At 31.3% G+C, this 16,961-nt stretch carries 19 protein-coding genes; 16 read left to right on the top strand and 3 right to left on the bottom strand.

Annotation, left to right across the window (positions count from 1 at the left end; genetic code table 11):
• A complete protein-coding gene (locus ACJDT4_RS19135) occupies positions 1-357 on the top strand; it encodes a hypothetical protein (protein ID WP_406789196.1) in 357 nt (118 codons plus the stop codon).
• Positions 358-518: 161 nt separating this feature from the next.
• Here ACJDT4_RS19135 and ACJDT4_RS19130 read toward each other — a convergent pair whose 3' ends face one another.
• Entirely contained in the window at positions 519-812 is a 294-nt protein-coding gene (locus ACJDT4_RS19130; RefSeq protein WP_406789195.1) for a hypothetical protein, read from the bottom strand.
• A gap of 70 nt (positions 813-882) precedes the next feature.
• On the opposite strand from ACJDT4_RS19130, the gene ACJDT4_RS19125 reads away from it, so the two are divergent.
• From ACJDT4_RS19125 to ACJDT4_RS19090, 8 genes are all read left to right on the top strand, one after another.
• Positions 883-1,182, top strand: coding sequence for a hypothetical protein (locus ACJDT4_RS19125; RefSeq protein ID WP_406789194.1), 300 nt, complete (start codon positions 883-885; stop codon positions 1,180-1,182).
• Between the two features lie 22 nt (positions 1,183-1,204).
• On the top strand, positions 1,205-1,597 hold the full coding sequence (locus ACJDT4_RS19120; protein ID WP_406789193.1) for an immunity 22 family protein: 393 nt from the start codon (positions 1,205-1,207) through the stop codon (positions 1,595-1,597).
• 683 nt (positions 1,598-2,280) lie between these two features.
• Positions 2,281-2,787, top strand: coding sequence for a hypothetical protein (locus ACJDT4_RS19115; RefSeq protein WP_406789192.1), 507 nt, complete (start codon positions 2,281-2,283; stop codon positions 2,785-2,787).
• 15 nt (positions 2,788-2,802) lie between these two features.
• On the top strand, positions 2,803-3,063 hold the full coding sequence (locus ACJDT4_RS19110) for a hypothetical protein (protein ID WP_406789191.1): 261 nt from the start codon (positions 2,803-2,805) through the stop codon (positions 3,061-3,063).
• Positions 3,064-3,457: 394 nt separating this feature from the next.
• A complete protein-coding gene (locus ACJDT4_RS19105; protein WP_406789190.1) occupies positions 3,458-4,363 on the top strand; it encodes a hypothetical protein in 906 nt (301 codons plus the stop codon).
• A 3-nt stretch (positions 4,364-4,366) separates the two neighbouring features.
• The gene (locus ACJDT4_RS19100) at positions 4,367-4,639 is read left to right on the top strand and encodes a hypothetical protein (RefSeq protein ID WP_406789189.1); all 273 of its coding nucleotides are present in this window, start codon (positions 4,367-4,369) and stop codon (positions 4,637-4,639) included.
• A gap of 145 nt (positions 4,640-4,784) precedes the next feature.
• Positions 4,785-5,054 carry a hypothetical protein gene (locus ACJDT4_RS19095; RefSeq protein WP_406789188.1) on the top strand — a complete coding sequence of 90 codons (270 nt, stop codon included), beginning with the start codon at positions 4,785-4,787 and terminating at the stop codon, positions 5,052-5,054.
• Between the two features lie 42 nt (positions 5,055-5,096).
• Entirely contained in the window at positions 5,097-5,297 is a 201-nt protein-coding gene (locus ACJDT4_RS19090) for a hypothetical protein (RefSeq protein WP_406789187.1), read from the top strand.
• 230 nt (positions 5,298-5,527) lie between these two features.
• Here the strand turns inward: ACJDT4_RS19090 and ACJDT4_RS19085 are convergent, their stop codons facing one another.
• Entirely contained in the window at positions 5,528-6,694 is a 1,167-nt protein-coding gene (locus tag ACJDT4_RS19085) for an alpha/beta hydrolase (protein WP_406789186.1), read from the bottom strand.
• A gap of 311 nt (positions 6,695-7,005) precedes the next feature.
• Between ACJDT4_RS19085 and ACJDT4_RS19080 the strand changes: the two genes are divergently transcribed.
• From ACJDT4_RS19080 to ACJDT4_RS19050, 7 genes are all read left to right on the top strand, one after another.
• Entirely contained in the window at positions 7,006-7,590 is a 585-nt protein-coding gene (locus ACJDT4_RS19080; RefSeq protein WP_406789185.1) for a TetR/AcrR family transcriptional regulator, read from the top strand.
• A gap of 242 nt (positions 7,591-7,832) precedes the next feature.
• The gene (locus tag ACJDT4_RS19075; protein WP_406789184.1) at positions 7,833-10,538 is read left to right on the top strand and encodes a peptidoglycan D,D-transpeptidase FtsI family protein; all 2,706 of its coding nucleotides are present in this window, start codon (positions 7,833-7,835) and stop codon (positions 10,536-10,538) included.
• Positions 10,539-10,555: 17 nt separating this feature from the next.
• The gene (locus tag ACJDT4_RS19070; RefSeq protein WP_406789183.1) at positions 10,556-11,500 is read left to right on the top strand and encodes an NAD-dependent epimerase/dehydratase family protein; all 945 of its coding nucleotides are present in this window, start codon (positions 10,556-10,558) and stop codon (positions 11,498-11,500) included.
• Positions 11,501-11,894: 394 nt separating this feature from the next.
• Entirely contained in the window at positions 11,895-12,521 is a 627-nt protein-coding gene (locus tag ACJDT4_RS19065; RefSeq protein ID WP_406789182.1) for a TetR/AcrR family transcriptional regulator, read from the top strand.
• Positions 12,522-12,533: 12 nt separating this feature from the next.
• Positions 12,534-13,415 carry an ABC transporter ATP-binding protein gene (locus tag ACJDT4_RS19060; protein ID WP_406789181.1) on the top strand — a complete coding sequence of 294 codons (882 nt, stop codon included), beginning with the start codon at positions 12,534-12,536 and terminating at the stop codon, positions 13,413-13,415.
• Positions 13,416-13,420: 5 nt separating this feature from the next.
• Positions 13,421-14,221, top strand: a complete 801-nt coding sequence (locus ACJDT4_RS19055; RefSeq protein ID WP_406789180.1) for an ABC transporter permease subunit — start codon at positions 13,421-13,423, stop codon at positions 14,219-14,221.
• A gap of 34 nt (positions 14,222-14,255) precedes the next feature.
• On the top strand, positions 14,256-15,047 hold the full coding sequence (locus tag ACJDT4_RS19050; protein ID WP_406789179.1) for an ABC transporter permease subunit: 792 nt from the start codon (positions 14,256-14,258) through the stop codon (positions 15,045-15,047).
• Between the two features lie 61 nt (positions 15,048-15,108).
• On the opposite strand, the gene ACJDT4_RS19045 is transcribed toward ACJDT4_RS19050, so the two are convergent.
• On the bottom strand, positions 15,109-16,950 hold the full coding sequence (locus ACJDT4_RS19045; RefSeq protein WP_479723308.1) for a peptidoglycan D,D-transpeptidase FtsI family protein: 1,842 nt from the start codon (positions 16,948-16,950) through the stop codon (positions 15,109-15,111).
• Positions 16,951-16,961 lie beyond the last annotated feature (11 nt).

Here is a 16,961-nt window from a genome sequence, read left to right as displayed (position 1 = left end):
ATGAAATATAATTTTAGATTTGAAGAGTTAAATTATAAGGATGGAGATAAAGATATAATTATAATTATGGAGGATAAGATCCAATTAGTATCATCATTTTTAATGTCTGATATCCAAGGCTCAGATCCACAGTATGTTTTTGAGGCAATAGATAAAGTTCTAAATGGTGAAAGTGATTATGAAGAGTTAAACGGCAATGTATGTGGTGTTGAAATTCATAAAGATAAAACACAAATATATGATAACTTAGCTGAAGATGGAATGGGAAATTGGTGTGAAATTGAAACAACTGAGTTAAGAGAATTAGTTGAAATATGGTGTGAAAAATTAAAGCAATTTAAAGAAGAAAATAAATAATTGCATAGTAAATGCACTATTAAAAAAGTGGTGTTATGTAAATAAAAGATACCAATTAAAATGAGCATTAAGATATATCAGCAAGACTAAAAGCTATAGAGCCAATTGCAATTTTAAGTAATAGGCTCTTTTTTACGCAGCTCAATAGATAAAGATGTAATTCATGGAGATGCAAAAAGTAGAGCAAGATTTACAGTTAATGTTGCATAAAAGGCAGCTGGTGCAGAAGAAAAAGTAAAAAGTGTAGAAAATGCAGCTGCAAGCATTGGAAAAGAGGACAAAGTTGCAGATAAAGCAGTAAGTGAATCAGGTAATTTTGATAAAACGGCAGGAGCTGAGAGAAAATACAGCAGTGAAATAGTTGGGAGAGAAGATGCTAAGGGGGTTACTAAAGCTAGTTTAACAGCTAAAGATATTCCAACAGCTAAAAGCGGAGAATTTAATGACTTCTTCAATTCTTTAACTCCTGATGAATTAGATGAATTATGGAAAGATAAGAGTATAAGAAAGAAGATTGAAAGAGAATTGAGAGCACCAGGAGGACTTCATGAATGGCATTTAGTATCAAGAGCACCTCAGTTTAAACATTGGGGAGTAAGTGCAGAACAGATAAAAGACTTAAGAAGTGTAATTTCAGATGTTAAATTTAAAAATCCTAGTGGTCAACATGGAGGTTTAGGCTCAACAATAGCACATAATGAGCTGTTAAATATAATAGATTCTTCACAAGATTATAGTACATTTATAAGAAGATTGAATAATTGGGCTAATTATAGGTTAGATGGAGGTATAAATTCATTGCCAGAAGGATTAAGGTTAAAGTGAGATTAGAAAGGATGTAAAAATTATGGAGAAAAATGGAGTTGTTTCGCTATGGTTAGGAAACATAGAAACAGAGGAGTTTCTAAAAAACTATGTTGATTTAAGGTATACTGATAATGGTGATTGGGAAGCATCACAATTTCTAAATGATTTTAATATTGATATGGATGATATTGAAGAAGATTTTATTGAAAAGGTATTATATACAGAAGCAAATGATGATGTGGATAAATTGTTGTCAGGATGTTCATATGAAGATATTGTGATACCTAATATTAAGAAAATCATAATCAATAAGTTGGAAGACAAGTTTAATGCTGTAATTCTAGTATATAATTTCGAGTATAATGGTGAAGAAAGTTTTATTAATAATGAGGTTTACAAAATGAAATATATTGGTTCAGTACAGTATACGTAAAAGTTACTGCAAAATTAATAAATAGGTTACTGCAAAAAAATAATTATTTAAAGAATACAGTAAAGTTAGTAGAATGATTGGAATAACTTACCGCATAATAATAATTATTCAGTGAGCCATAACTAAAAGAAAAATAAACTAATAAGATGCCCAGTAGATGCTAACATAGTGCCTATTGGGTATTTTTCTGTAGTGTCAAAACGAATTGCTTTAAATTGCTTCCGTTCGCCCAAACTCAGTAATACCAACAGTTTTCAGTAAGTAAATTAGACCCTAAATATGTTCTAAATACACCATATACATAAAAAGAGGATGTGGAAAAGGCAGATGAAGCCATAAACACTGGAGAAAAAGCAGATAAAGCAGTAAGTGAAGCAGGAGATATTGATAAAACAGCAGGAAGTGAAGGAAAATACAGCAAGTGAATAGTTGGGAAAGAAGATGCTAAGGGAGCAAGTAGTCCTAAGTTAAAGTTTAATAATACTGGAGAATACTATTCCTATGTAACTAATATTGGTAAGAGAGCAGATCTGAATAGTGAGCAAAAATTAGGACTTATACAAGAAGCTTATGAAGCATTAGGTAATGAGAAGGGAGATATTACTTGTATTTCTGACATAAAGTATTTAAAACCAGAGGGATTTGGATCAAATGGACGACCTATTGTTGATCGGCCAAAATGGATGGGATTTGATGTTAATAGTATTAAAGGAATAACAAGAGAAAATCCATTACCAGATAAATGGGATAGAATTGGTCCAATAAGTGGTGAAAATTTTACTACAGTATCTAGTAATGGCAAAATATTTTCTTTTGATGAGAGGTCTATACCGTATTTAGAAAATTTACAAGCGAGACATATAGGAGATTTTAATAATAATGTTTATTTTGATGTAATTGATGCTATAAAGGAGAATGACATTAATAAGTTAAATGGAATTATGAAGAAAAGTGGTATAGATAGTGTATCATCTATAGAATTTAAAGATATAAGAGGTAGATATATTAAGTTTATTGATAGAGCTAAAGTTGAAATAGGAAACATTGATGCAACATATGGTCTAAAAGGAAGTGCTGCAACTTGGAAAATTAATGGTGAAATACACATGAATGGAGGTGCTGAACAAATTGTTACACCATTAACAGGTGATTTTCTTAAACCATTAGGTATATTGAATATTGAATTTTAGTATGGAGGAAGTAATATGACAAAACTTGAGTTTTTAGATAAAATGAAAAATGAAAAGATAGATTTAGCAGAATATATTATTGTAGTTGATAGCTTAACAGATGAACAATTTGTTATAGGTTGCTATAAGGATAATAATATGTGGAAGATATATAAAACAACGGAAAGAAGTGGACATTACATTATTGATGAGGTTGTCGATGAAAATACTGCTTTCGATGAACTATACGAATTGGTTAAATTACAAGAAAAATATATAAAAAATAGATATCGATAAATAGCTGTATTCATAATAGATGAATATAGAAACTGCATAAGAAATAATAATAGCAAAATATAGTTAAATCAATAATAATGAATAAGATAAAATAGTGTATGATTGCAATAATGCAGTGAAAAGATGAAATGAATCAGCTGAATTTAAGTAAGCTGGTTTATTTTTTAGTAGTTCTTCAAGTGTAAAAAATATTATAATAACAACAATAGGCGCAGAAGCAGGAGAAGCAATATACAATCTCAATGTAGAAGAATATCACACATATTTTGTAGGTGAAAGCAGTTTACTTGTACATAATGATTGTTCAGTAAGCAATGAAGAGGTAAAGACTGTAACGGATGCTATTAAGAATGGAAAAGGAAAGGCTGAAGTTACAGGTAAAGAAGCTAAAGATGTGGAGCCATCTAGTGTGAAAGCGGCAGAAGAGGATAAGGAGGGAAGTAATTTTACTAAGAGAGATTTAGATTCTAAATATTTTAAAGATAGTTTTTCATCACAAGATGAATTTAAAAATTTTATGGATAATATATTCAAGGATGATTCATTAACTGGTAGTGAAAAGGCATTTATCAATCGAGAAAATTTTGCTAAATTAACAGATGCTCAAAAAACAGATTTAAATACTCTTGGAAATGATAAGTTTTTAAAGGTTGATAGTGATTATAAAAGTTGGGAAGTTGTTACTAAAACTGGTGATTCATATGTTAATGTTCCATATGATTGGCCTGATTATATGGGACTTGATTTAAGTAAAGATGTAGAAGTGTTATCCACGAAAAATATGCCTAAAGTTCAAGAAAGAATTGGAACATTAGGAGGTAATAATTTTTCGCCATTGAAAAACGAAACGACAGGTGAATGTTTCAATATGGGTGAAAAATCAATAGAATGTTATATTGATAATACTGCAAATGCACAACATTTATACAATATAGATACTGAAAACTATATTAAAGTTATTGATTGTATAGCAGATAGTAATACGGTAAGTGCAACTACTAAATTGAATAATCTAATTGATGAAATGAACATTTCACGAAGTAAGTGGGATTTAATTGAACATGCAACAATAGACGATATGAAATCATATCAAAATAGTTATATTAAATTTAAAAAGGATGCGAGTATACTATATGATAAAAAAGGAATAATGCATGATTCGGATACAGTTTTTTATGGCTTAAAAGGTCAAGCGGCACCTTGGTTAAGTAGTAGAGGTGGTGCAGGTAAGATAAATACACCTATAAAAGGATATATGATGGAAGATTTAGGTTTATTAAAAGAGAGTGGAGGGAAATAGTTTATGACATTATGCAAATTGCAAGAATATATAAAAAATGAAAATATTAATTTGAAGGATATTAGGATAATATTAGGTAAAAAATTAAATATAACCAATGCTGAAGGAATCTATGAAGATGATAATGGTACTTGGCATCTATATGAATGTGGAGAAAGAAGTGATGTAACAGATATTTTATCAGGAAGTGAAGAAGAAGTTGTTGAAGAAATCTATTCATGTATAAATTCAAGAAATAAAGCAGTAAAAAAGCATGGAAAATCAATATTTGGGTAGTACTTCATAAATTGTATTATTTCAAGAAAAAGTACAAGTTAAAGTGAGATGACTTGTAATAATAAGCTGTTTACTCAAGTTATGTATAATTAAAAAAGCAGGAGCTTTAAATACAATAGGAAAAAACAGAGGAGATTGAAATAATATGAAAATAGAAGAGCTGAGGAAAAAAATAATAGAAGATAATATTAATATTAAAGTAATTAGGGCAATAGTTGATGAGAAGATAATCTTGGCAAATGCAACAGGATGTTATTCAGATGATAATAATATTTGGCACATATATTCTGTAGGCGATAGAAACAATTTTAGAATTGTAGAATCAGGTGATGAGGAAGTAATTATCCAACATTTTTATGAGATGATAAAAAGTATGAATGAGACTTACAAAGAATATGGTGATGTTTGGTCATAGTTCAATATATTATATGAAGATGAAGGTGATTTTTATCCATGCATGAGTAGTTATACTTTAGATGGTCATGCTAATTTTATTTTCAAATCAACAGACGAGTTTGGCATTACAAGATTTGCAATTCAAAAAGGTATCAATATTTCAGTTGTTGGTTGGATAAAAGAAAAAGGTGTGTATACAGATTATTACTTTTCTGTAGATGCAGAAAATGGATCTATGGAGCGATATAGTAGGGCATATTAAGTAATCATAATAGATATTTAGAAGCATTACAATATAAAATAACTTACTGCATAATAATATTAATAATGCATTGAAAAGATGAAATGAATCAGCTGAAATTAAGAAGACTGGTTCATTATTTTTTAGAAGATAGCAACTATTGATGAATAAGTTCCCATAATCCCAATTCACCCATAAATCACTGAAGATAATCTTATGCGTGAATTGGTATTATGCAATACCAGTACATGTTATTTTTGTATTTGTTCTATCCAATTTGCTATAACCTCAAAAGCAAGTCCTAAGTTGCCTGACTGGCAATGATTTTGAGCAGTCTCTTTCCTAGTGAACATACGAGTTGTTAAAGAGCGTACATTGGTAAGAGATTTACTTTGCTCGAAAAATTGATTTAGTGGGATATAATGATCTTCTTGTGCGGCCATTAGAAGAACATCCTGCTCTAATTTTTCTGATATTTTAGATGTATTGTAAAGCAAAATTTTACTCAAAAATTCATATGGAGTCTTGCTTCCTGTGATATGCATACCCTGATTTATTGCCCATTCTATCATAAGACTTTTCTTCATTAAATCTTCAAATAAAGTGTTAACTGCTTTTTCATTTCCATCGGACATAAGCGAATTTACTTTTTCTCTTAATTGTGAAGGGAGTGTGTGTAGTACTACTTCATAAAAATTTGAAAGAATATCATCTGCAACAACACGATGTACACGTTTTTCAAATGCAGCAGCTCTTACTACTAAGTAACCGCCTAAAGATATTCCTAGTAATGTTACATCATCAAGCTTAAAGTAATCTAATATTGATTTTACAGGTTTTTCCCATTCGTGAGTCATTGGTATTTTATAATCCTCAAGAGCTGAACCTTGTCCAGGCCCATCAAAGAACACTACGTCATATCCAGCTTCTTTAAGAAACAAAGCCATTTTAAACATTTCTTCTACGTAGCTGTCAAAACCACCAAACATTACAATTGTTCCTCTTGGAGCTTCTGAAGTAAAGCGATAAGCAGGAAGGAAGCTATTCTCATAAGGAACTTTATATGGTTGTTCATCACTAATATTAAAATATTCCTGCATTAGTGAAATAAATTGTTTACGGTAATTTTGCTTTTGAGGATGATCAGCTGTCATATAAAATTCCGCTGTTCTTAGATAATAGGCAGCCCTTAATTTATGTCCTTCATTTAATGCTTTAGTATATAACTCTAGGAATTTCTCAATGAAATCTTCATAATTATGAATGTTTGGGCTTACTTCCCTCATTTCTTTAAGCATAACCTCATCATTTGTCATGGTGTAGCATCGGTTCATCTGAAAATTAACACTAAAATCTGGATGTATATCATCGTAAAATCCAACTGGGAATATGTCTCTTCTTATTTTTATATTTTTCATAAAATTCATCACCCTTCTTTGTTCTTTCAATTTGCTAGGAAGCACTCTCGTTTCTATGTTCTTATTTTAATTTTTTTTCGAGTGAGTAACAACCAATAAAGTATGAAGAATCATTTGATAATATACAAATTGCCTGATTTTTGTTGCTTAACAATATAAAATAGATTATTTTAATGATAGTTGTCTTTTATTTTGCTAAAATTAATATATATAATTAAAGATAAAATATACTGAAATTTATATGTTTAAAAGTAATTGATTAAAGATAAAACACCTTGAAATGGTTTATCTATAGAATGGAGAAGAAAATTATGCAAGCTAAAGTAGACTTAAGAATAGTTAAAACACGGGCTAATATTAAAAATACCTTTATCGAATTACTTTCTGAAAAAGAATTCAATGAAATTACCATACAAAACATATTAGATAAGGCTTTGATTAATCGTTCCACTTTTTATAAGCATTATTCAGATAAATACGAACTAGCAGAACAACTTGTCGATGAAGTTTTGAAAAATACTGCTTTATTTATTAATGAACGCTTTAGTAATAAGAAAGAGGAGGATCTTTTTTCTACTATTTACAAAGCATATGTACATTTATATGACCAAAGAAAGACCATTCTTGCTTTATGGAAAATTAGGACAAGCACTCTTCACCTATATGATGATATTGAAGATTTATTAAAGAAGAATTTTATGCAATATTTAATACTTCATAATAATTTTAAAGACAGCTCTTTACTTGACTACTATTCAACCATTTACTCCTCTTTAGTACTAACTACACTAAAATGGATTTTGACGTCCGGAAATGAATCAGACATTAAAAAAATTCTTAAGCAAGTTCAAAATAGATTTGGCAGCGAAATACTTTTAGAAGATTATAAATTGTGATACACACTACAGTCCAAACGTAATTAATTGTAGAAAAATCAATATCCTGTAGATTTTAAGTATATTACTGATATTTAAAATCTACAGGATATTTTATAATTTATTTCCATATCAAAACTCCAACCTCATTTCCTTATGAATTAAAATGTATTTTTGCTATAATTATACTATAATGTAATTGTAATTTAAATATGTCTAATAACTTTTGATGTATTAAGTGATGAAGGGAGTTTATAAAGGGTATGAAGAAAAAACAAAAAAAGTTTACGCGATTCACTGCCTTAACTTTTATTATTTCAATTGTGTTTTCTGTTATATGCATAAAGCTAGTTTTTCTTCAGGTTATTGATGCACAGGCTTATAAGGTTAAGGCTAATACTAAAGCTCATAAATTCATAAAAGAAAGTGCAGCAAGGGGTAATATAACGGATTCTACAGGAAAAGTTCTTGCCACGACAAATCAAAGTTACAATGTTACTTATTTGGAAACCTATTCAACTAAGAAGATATTTTATAATACCATGGCAAAGGTATTTTATATGCTTGATAAAGATGGTGAGACCCAAAGCGATGCTTTTCCTATAAAAGTAAATGGCAGTACCTATTCTTTTGATTTTGATACTACTGACCCAAAGGAAATAAAAATTGATATGATAAAATTTTTATCGGATAGAGGCTTTAAAGATAACATAATAAAAAATTTATATAGAAATAAAAAAGCAAGTGAGCTTACACAAGAGCAGAATGATAGAGTGAATAGCTATCTTCTAAAAATATCACCTAAATATGTTTTTGAAAAGCTTAGAGGGAAAAAGGAATATAATATACCGGATTCCTACACTATTAGTATAGACGGAAAAACTATAAAAAAGAAGTGTACTTTAGATGATATTAGGCGTTTTATGGTTGTAAGAGATGAAGTTAAAATGCAGAGCTATTCAGGATACAATTCTGTAGTTATTGCAAGCAATATAAAAAGAGAAACTGCAATTTCATTTTTACAAAAATTAAATGAGCTTCCAGGTATAGATATACAGGAGGAGCCTATAAGAAATTATCCTTTTGGAAAACTTGCATCAAATGTAATTGGCTATGTAGGAAAAATAACACCAGCAAATAAGAATGAATCAGAGTCTTATTCTGAAAGAGGATATGATGTGGACTCTGATCTTATAGGAATATCCGGACTTGAAGCAGCAGAAGAGGACAGGCTAAAGGGAACTCCGGGAGGAAGAGTTGTAGAAGTAAATAAGGATGGAAGAGTAATAAATGAATTTGCAAGCAAAGACCCTTATCCAGGTCAAAACATAAAAACAACTATAAATGCAGATGTTCAGTATGCAGCAGAGCAGGCACTTAAGAGTTCACTTCAATATTTACGTGATCATCCAGATGGGGCTCATGATTCTAATACACAGAATGCTACGAGGGGAGCGGCAGTAGCTATAGATGTAAATACAGGAGGAGTTATAGCTCTTGCATCTTATCCTAATTTTGATCCAAATGACTTTGCTAATCCTAATGGTCTTTCTGATGAGGCCATGAAAAAGTATTTTCCAAGTGTAGAAGATCAAATAAAAAATGTGCCTTTAACACAAGAACAGAAGGATTTTATGTTCCCTGTAGATAAAAGTACAGGAAAAAGAACAGATGCCTATGATTATTTAGCAAAACCGCTTTACAATTATGCAACTTTAGGTCTTACGCCTCCAGGCTCAACCTTTAAACCACTTACAGCAATAGCAGGACTTGAAACAGGAGCTATAACACCAGATACACAGGTAGATGATGAAGGATATTTTGAAGATAATGGTAAAGTTATAGCTAAGTTTGATGCTGATGGAAGACTGGGAACTCTTGATTTAATTGGCGCTATAGCACACTCAAGTAATGCATATTTTATGTCAGTAGGTAGATGGTTAAGACAAAAGTGCGGTGAAGATATATTAGCGCAGTATGCATGGAAGTTTGGACTTGGGGTAAAGCCAAACTCAGGTATAAATCCATCAACCGGAATTGAGATAAAAGAAAATTTTGGACAGGTATTTAATTCCTACAGCATAAAAAATAATTTTGGTCAGCAGGCAGAGTGGAAGGTTATGCAGGATCTTTTAAACAAAGTTTATATAAAAAACACGGCTATAGATTTATATACCAGTGATAGTGATACTAAAAATATTGCTAACTTAAAAGCCAGTATAAAAGATATAGTGAAAAATTCTGTTGTTCAAGGTAAATTTGATAAGGAAAAATTTTCTGAGACTCTTAATGAATTTATGGAGAGTAGCCCAGCATATAAAGGTGTTGCGCTGTCAAGTTCAGATATGAATTCTATTATTAGAGGAGTAAATAGTGTAGTTGTAAGCTACATTGGTCAGGCTGCAGCACCAGGTGCTATGTATAGTGCATCTATAGGTCAAGGTAATGATAACTTCACTATTCTTCAAATTGCAAATTATATTGCTACTATAGCAAATGGTGGTAAAAGGTATAAAGTACATCTTGTTGATCAAATAACTGATCCTACTGATGGAAGTGTGGTATACAAGAGTAACCCTGAAGTCGTTGAAGATACGAAGGTAAGTCAAGCAACACTAAATACTGTAAAGGAAGGAATGAAACAGGTTAATACTATTGGTACAGCAGCCGGTAAATTCACTGATTTTCCATTTGCAACAGCTGGTAAGACAGGTACAGCAGATCCATATAGTAGTAACGATTTTGAAAAACAAATAGGTAGGACTTCTTATGCACTTTATGTTGGCTTTGCACCAGCAGATAATCCTAAAATTGCAGTTGCTACTATACTATATGATGGTGGATTTGGAGCAGGAAGTACAGATGTAGCTAGGGCTATATATGAGGCTTATTTTAATAAAGTAGAGAAAATGGCTAACTTTCCGCAGGAGTTTCCGATAACAGCATCAAAAGAAGTCGATAATCCATAATTAAGGAGGAAAACTAAATGAAAATTTTGGTTATGGGTGGAACTGGTTTTGTTAGCAGTTCTTTAGTAAAGTACCTAATATCAAAAGGTCATAATGTAGATATTTTTACTAGGGGAAAGAGGAAGTTAGAATATTCAGGGATATCTACGCAGCATATTGGAGATAGAAGTTGCATAGAAGATTTGAATAACAGTATTAAAAATATTGAATATGATTATGTTTTTGATATTTCTGCTTACAATTTATTGGATGTAGAAAATCTTTTTAAAGCGTTAAACAGAAAAAAATTGAAAAGATATATATTCTGTAGTTCGGGTGCTGTATATGAGCCAAGTGAAATTATCATAAATGAAGAGTTTAAAACTGGTTATAATGCAAATTGGAAGGATTATGGTCTTAATAAATTGAAAGCTGAAAAGTATCTAATGGGCCTTAATAAGAATGAAAATGTACCAACTGTAATTTTTAGACCGACATATATATACGGACCATATAATGATTTGTATAGAGAAAGCTATGTTTTTGATAGATTACATAGCGGGAAAGATATGCCTATTCCAGCAGCAAATACTAAAGTTCAATTTATATATATAGATGATTTAATCAAAGTTTTTGAAAGTAGTATGTATGAAAAGAAGGCTGTGGGACAAGTATACAATGTAACTAATCCAGAAATAATAACGTGGAGTCAATATGTAAATTTAGCTATGGCTGTAACTAAGAAAGATGTAAATATAAGATATATATATGAAAGTGCAGCTGTTAATACACGAGAATATTTTCCTTTTAGAAACTGCACATATTTATTAGATATAAGCAAATTAAAGAAGGACAATCTATATATACCTAAGATAAATTTATTAGAAGGGCTGGGCATTTCTTATAAGTGGTATTTGGAGAAGCAACCAAAGCTTGAAGATAAGAGAATGAATAAAATAGAATATGTTTTAAATCTAGTTTAACTTTTTATGGCTGCATGCCTTAATAAGTTGACAATGGACAGAGGACAATTGACAGTTAAGGATGATTTGCCTTTAGCTTTGCTCAGGTAAATCTTAAAACTTAATAATGTCAGCTGCGCTGAACACTATATTTTAAGTGTTTTGCGCCCACTAAGTTTAAGATTTTTCGAAGCATAGCGGAGAAAAATGATCTTTCACTGTCCTCTGTCAACTGATATATGTTCATATAATCAACATGCCGTCTTCTAGGCATTTTGGTACAAATAAATTTCAAGTTTCAAGGTGGTTTATCTTTAGTAATCAACTAATAATAAAAAAATGTATTGACCGAATCGGTTTATAGTGATATATTTAACTAAACCGATTCGGTCGATTTAGTTATGAGGTGATTATCTTGGAAAAATTTTTTGCTTTACCTATAGAAAAGCAAAATACAATTATTGATGCAGCGCTTAAGTGTTTTGCCAATAATGGCTATAAAAAAACATCTGTTAGCGATATTGCTTCTTCTGCTGGAATATCAAAGGCAATGGTATTTCATTATTTTGGAACAAAAAAGGCTTTGTATTTATATTTGATTGATTCTTGCAGTAAGGCTATTATGGATGAAATTTATAAAAAATTTGATAATACCATTACTGACTTTTTTGATAGAATAATGATTTCTGCTAATATTAAGGTCTCTGTTATGAAGAAGCATCCTGCCATATTTTTGTTTTTAAACAGCGTATATTTTGAAACCGATGAAGAAGTTAAAGGAGATATGCAAAGCATTTTCGAAAAAGCCGAGGGATTTAGAAATAAAATTGCCCTCGATGGAATTGACACTTCAAAGTTTAAAGCTGGAATTGATCCAAAGCTTGTTATGAAAATGCTTGTATGGTTAGCCGAAGGGTACACTAGTGAACTGTCAAATAAAATTAACGTAGAAACTAATTTTGATGAATTTTTCAAGGAATATTATGAATGCATGGATTTAATTAAAAACAATTTCTATAAAGAGGAATATATAAAAAAGTAGGAGGTCAAAACTATGAGTGTTATTGAAATTAAAAATCTCACAAAAAGTTATGGCAAGGCAAGAGGAATAATCGATGTAAATTTAAAAATAGAAGAAGGGGAGATTTTTGGCTTTATAGGTCCTAATGGTGCAGGTAAATCAACAACAATTAGAACTTTGCTTGGATTAATTCATCCAACTAGCGGAAGTGCCACAATTTTTGGCAAAAGCTGCATTGAATATCCAGAAGTCAAAAGGGAACTCGGGTATTTACCTTCAGAAGTGTTTTATTATGACAATATGAGGGTTATAGATCTCCTAAAATATTCTGCTAGCTTCTATAAAAAGGATTGTACTAAAAGAATACACGACCTTGCGGAAATAATGAACTTGGATTTGAAAAAGAAAATAGAAGACCTTTCCTTCGGTAATAAGAAAAAAGTAGGAATTGTTCAAGGGCTGCTGCATGAACCAAAACTAATAATTTTAGATGAGCCTACAAGTGGACTTGACCCGCTAATGCAGCAAAAATTCTTTGAATTAATTAGTGAGGAAAATAAGAAGGGAGCTACTGTGTTTTTTTCTTCTCATATTTTAAGTGAGGTTCAGAAGATGTGCAGTAGGGTTGCTTTTATAAAGGATGGAAGGATTATAAAACTGGAAAAGATGAGTACACTTCAAGAAAATAGTTATAAGAAAATCAGCATTGAAGCCAAATCAGCTGTTAATAAAGAAATTTTCAATATTGATGGCGTAAGTGATTTAAAAGTGGAGGAAAATACTGCTAAGTTTATGTTCAAGGGAGATATAAATTCCATTACAAAAAAAATAGCAGAAATTGAGCTTCGAAATATATCTATTGATGAGCCAGATCTTGAGGAAATTTTCATGCACTATTATGTAAAGGAGGACTAAAGCATATGAATATATATTTACATGAACTTAAGGCTTTAAGAAAGTCAGTTATTATATGGACGTGTGCTTTAATTGCACTCTCTGCAATGTTTTTTTCAATCTATCCTAGCATGGCAAGAGATGCCGTAGATTTTAAAAAAATTTTAAGCAGTTATCCAGCTCCGGTTAGGGCAATGCTTGGAATAAATATTGATTACATTACCTCTATCCTTGGGTTTTATTCTATGATATTTTCCTTTATCGTGCTTTGTGGAGCTATTCAGGCTATGAATATGGGGGTATCCATACTCTCAAAGGAAGCAAGAGAACGTACAGCAGATTTTCTTCTTGTTAAACCAATTTCACGTTCGGTTATAGTAACTGCAAAACTTTTAGCCGCTTTAACCATGCTAATTATAACAAATTTGCTTTTTTATGTAGCTTCTTTAGTTATAGTTAATGCAGTTAAAACTGGAGATTACAGCGTAAAATTGTTTTCTATGATAAATCTTACTTTATTTTTTATACAGCTTATTTTTCTTGCAATTGGGCTTGCTATTTCAGTATTTTTTAACAAGCTTAAAGCAGTACTTCCAATATCTCTTGGAGTTGTCTTTGGTTCATATATAATTGGAGCCTTGATTAGTACTGGTAATAATGAGACAGCTCGTTTTATCTCTCCTTTTAAATACTTTGATATAACCTATATTATTAAAAATAGTAGGTATGAAACCTCCTATCTTGTGGCTGCTGCTGCCATTGTAGCTGCTGCTATAGTCATAAGTTATATCGTCTATACAAAAAAGGACATACATGCTGTAAGCTGAAAAATTTTTAGTTTAAAGAAAGAGAGGTCTCATTATGAATATTTTTTTTAGAGAATTAAAAGCTAATCGAAAAGCGCTAATTATATGGAGTGCATGTATGTTTTTACTTGTTTTAAGCGGCATGAGCAAGTATACAGCCTACTCTTCTGGTGGCAGCAGTGAGATTTTTAATAAAATGCCGTATACAATGAAAGCGCTATTTGGAATTGGGTCCTTTGATGTTACAAAGATGAGCGGTTTTTTCGCATTTTTATTTCCTTATCTTGAACTCACCACTGCTATTCATGCTGTTTTAATTGGAAGCAGCATTATTGCAAAGGAGGAAAGGGATAAAACTACAGAATTTTTAATGACTAAGCCAGTGTCAAGAAAGCTTATAATAACTTCTAAATTTCTTGCTGCTTTTGTGAATGTTTTAATTGTGAATTTAGTTACCTTAATTTCTTCAATAATAATGGTTAATGCCTATAACAAAGGTAAGGATATTTCTGGTGAAGTCGTCACTTTTCTTTTGAGTATGTTCATTGTTCAGCTGATTTTTTTATCACTTGGAGCATTAATTTCAGCTGTTATGAGAAGGCCAAAAGCTTCAGGTTCAATTGCTTCGGCAATATTATTTGCAGCCTTTGTAATATCAAAGATAACGGATTTGACAGATCGTATAAATTTCATTAATGTGTTTTCACCCTTTAAGTATTTTAGCTATCAAAGTATGGTAGAGGGAAAGGGTATAAATACTGGAATTGCTGCAGCTTCATTTATACTTGCTTGTGCATTTTTTATTTCAACATATTTCTTTTACATGAAACGTGATCTTAATATATAACTTAAATGATGAAAGACACTTAAGAAGCTGGCTAAAACCAATTTCCTAAGTGTCTTTTAATTTAATTAGATGGTGTTTGATTGCTTTGAGTATCTGGAGAAGTAGGTAAGTTTAATTCTCCTTTAGAAATAAGGTAATTGAAAATTTCACTATATAAAGTTTTAGCTACAGGAGCAGCAACAGTTGAAGCATAGTAGCTGTCATTTTCAGAATTAGGTTGATTAACTGAAATGAGCATTGTAATTTTAGGATTATCAACTGGAGCCATTCCTGCAAAGGAAGCCATATATTTAGAGTGATCATAGCCTCCGGTTTTAAGTGCTATTTGTGCAGTTCCGGTTTTACCTGCAATATTATAATTAGGAATGTCGGCATTATGACCAACACCATGTGGATCTGATACAACTTCTCTTAGCCCAACTTTTAGAGTTTTTACTAAATTAGGATCAAGTATATTCTTTTTTCCAAGATTATCATAATTTTTATCCGTAACGAGCTTGCCGTCTTTTGTGTGCTTAATTTCTTTCATAATATGAGGACGTATCCAGGTTCCACCATTAGCAACGGCGTTAAAGGCTGCCATATATTGAACGGAAGTTAATGAAACACCTTGTCCAAAAGCCTCTGTTGCTAAATCAACGTTAGTTTCTTTACTCACATTTCTAACCATGCCAGAAGCTTCTCCAGGTAAGTCTATACCCGTTTTTTGACCTAATCCAAATAGCTTTATATAGTTATACAAATTTTGTTTTCCGATTTGAGCACCCAGCTCCATAAATCCAACATTGCAGGAGTTTTTAAGAATGTCAAAGAAGTTTTCTCCACCATGTCCTTCTGGTCTCCAGCAATTAATTGGATGCTTATCTATATATTTAACTCCGTTACATTCGTAGGCATATGCTGTTGGATCCTTAACAACGCCTGTTGCAAGACCGGTATAGGCAGTTAATACCTTGAATATTGAACCAGGCTCAAAATTAGCTTGTACTGCACTGTTTTGCCAAAGCTCAGGTATTGTTTGAGTCACTCCACTTGGAGGTTTGGCATTAGGATTATTTGGATTAAAATCAGGCTTGTTTACCATAGCTAAAATTTCACCATTACTAGGGTCCATAATTGTTATTGTAACGGATTTTGCTCTGTTTTCAGAGAGAGCCTGTTCTGCTGCCTTTTCTGCAAAAAGTTGAATTTGTTTATCAATAGTAAGAACTATATCCTTACCATCAATTGGTGCTACATAAAGAGAATCATTATAGGGCAGCTGACTTTTGTTTTTATCCGTCTCCAGCTGCTTTCTTCCAGGAATACCAGAGAGTTCTTTATTATAGCTGAGTTCCACTCCAGTTACTCCGTTTCCTTCAAGATTTGTATATCCAAGTACATTTGAAGCAAAGTTGTTATTTGGATATTCTCTTTTTGTATCAGAAGAAATTATGAGCCCATTTAAACCCAAAGCCTTAATCTTATCCGACTGAGATTTATCTACTTGCCTTGCAAGTATAGCAAATTTTATCTTTGAACCATCAGATCTTTCTGGATACAATGTATTTTTTATTTTAGTTGAGGTCATATTTAAAATTGAAGCTAGTTTATTTATTAAACCATCCTTAGACATGTTTTTTTTCTTTAATGAATCCGTGAGAGCATTCATATCAACATCGATTCTAAAAGCACTTAAGCTAGTGGCAAGTATTTCACCATTTCTATCAAGGATATTGCCGCGCTTTGGTGAAATTGTTATGTCAATAGTTCTCTGTTTTAGTGCTGCTTGTTTGTATGTATCTGCTTTTGCAACCATTATGTATGCTAATCTTCCAACCATGCCAAATAAAACTAAAATTAAAATGAAAAATATAGCAAAAAGCCTTTTGCCTAATTTAACTTTTCTATTTTTATCCTTCAAAGAAACCCGCC

The sequence above is a fragment of the Clostridium neuense genome (assembly GCF_045310695.1).
GTDB lineage: Bacteria > Bacillota > Clostridia > Clostridiales > Clostridiaceae > Clostridium_S > Clostridium_S neuense.
This window is presented reverse-complemented; position numbering and strand designations above follow the sequence as displayed.

What these genes read in the sequence shown, in the direction of transcription:
- ACJDT4_RS19135 (WP_406789196.1), top strand. Translation starts at nt 1, where the DNA reads ATGAAATATAATTTTAGATTTGAAGAGTTAAATTATAAGGATGGAGAT.
- ACJDT4_RS19120 (WP_406789193.1), top strand. Translation starts at nt 1,205, where the DNA reads ATGGAGAAAAATGGAGTTGTTTCGCTATGGTTAGGAAACATAGAAACA.
- ACJDT4_RS19115 (WP_406789192.1), top strand. Translation starts at nt 2,281, where the DNA reads ATGGGATTTGATGTTAATAGTATTAAAGGAATAACAAGAGAAAATCCA.
- ACJDT4_RS19110 (WP_406789191.1), top strand. Translation starts at nt 2,803, where the DNA reads ATGACAAAACTTGAGTTTTTAGATAAAATGAAAAATGAAAAGATAGAT.
- ACJDT4_RS19100 (WP_406789189.1), top strand. Translation starts at nt 4,367, where the DNA reads ATGACATTATGCAAATTGCAAGAATATATAAAAAATGAAAATATTAAT.
- ACJDT4_RS19095 (WP_406789188.1), top strand. Translation starts at nt 4,785, where the DNA reads ATGAAAATAGAAGAGCTGAGGAAAAAAATAATAGAAGATAATATTAAT.
- ACJDT4_RS19090 (WP_406789187.1), top strand. Translation starts at nt 5,097, where the DNA reads ATGAGTAGTTATACTTTAGATGGTCATGCTAATTTTATTTTCAAATCA.
- ACJDT4_RS19085 (WP_406789186.1), bottom strand. Translation starts at nt 6,694, where the DNA reads ATGAAAAATATAAAAATAAGAAGAGACATATTCCCAGTTGGATTTTAC.
- ACJDT4_RS19080 (WP_406789185.1), top strand. Translation starts at nt 7,006, where the DNA reads ATGCAAGCTAAAGTAGACTTAAGAATAGTTAAAACACGGGCTAATATT.
- ACJDT4_RS19075 (WP_406789184.1), top strand. Translation starts at nt 7,833, where the DNA reads ATGAAGAAAAAACAAAAAAAGTTTACGCGATTCACTGCCTTAACTTTT.
- ACJDT4_RS19070 (WP_406789183.1), top strand. Translation starts at nt 10,556, where the DNA reads ATGAAAATTTTGGTTATGGGTGGAACTGGTTTTGTTAGCAGTTCTTTA.
- ACJDT4_RS19060 (WP_406789181.1), top strand. Translation starts at nt 12,534, where the DNA reads ATGAGTGTTATTGAAATTAAAAATCTCACAAAAAGTTATGGCAAGGCA.
- ACJDT4_RS19055 (WP_406789180.1), top strand. Translation starts at nt 13,421, where the DNA reads ATGAATATATATTTACATGAACTTAAGGCTTTAAGAAAGTCAGTTATT.
- ACJDT4_RS19050 (WP_406789179.1), top strand. Translation starts at nt 14,256, where the DNA reads ATGAATATTTTTTTTAGAGAATTAAAAGCTAATCGAAAAGCGCTAATT.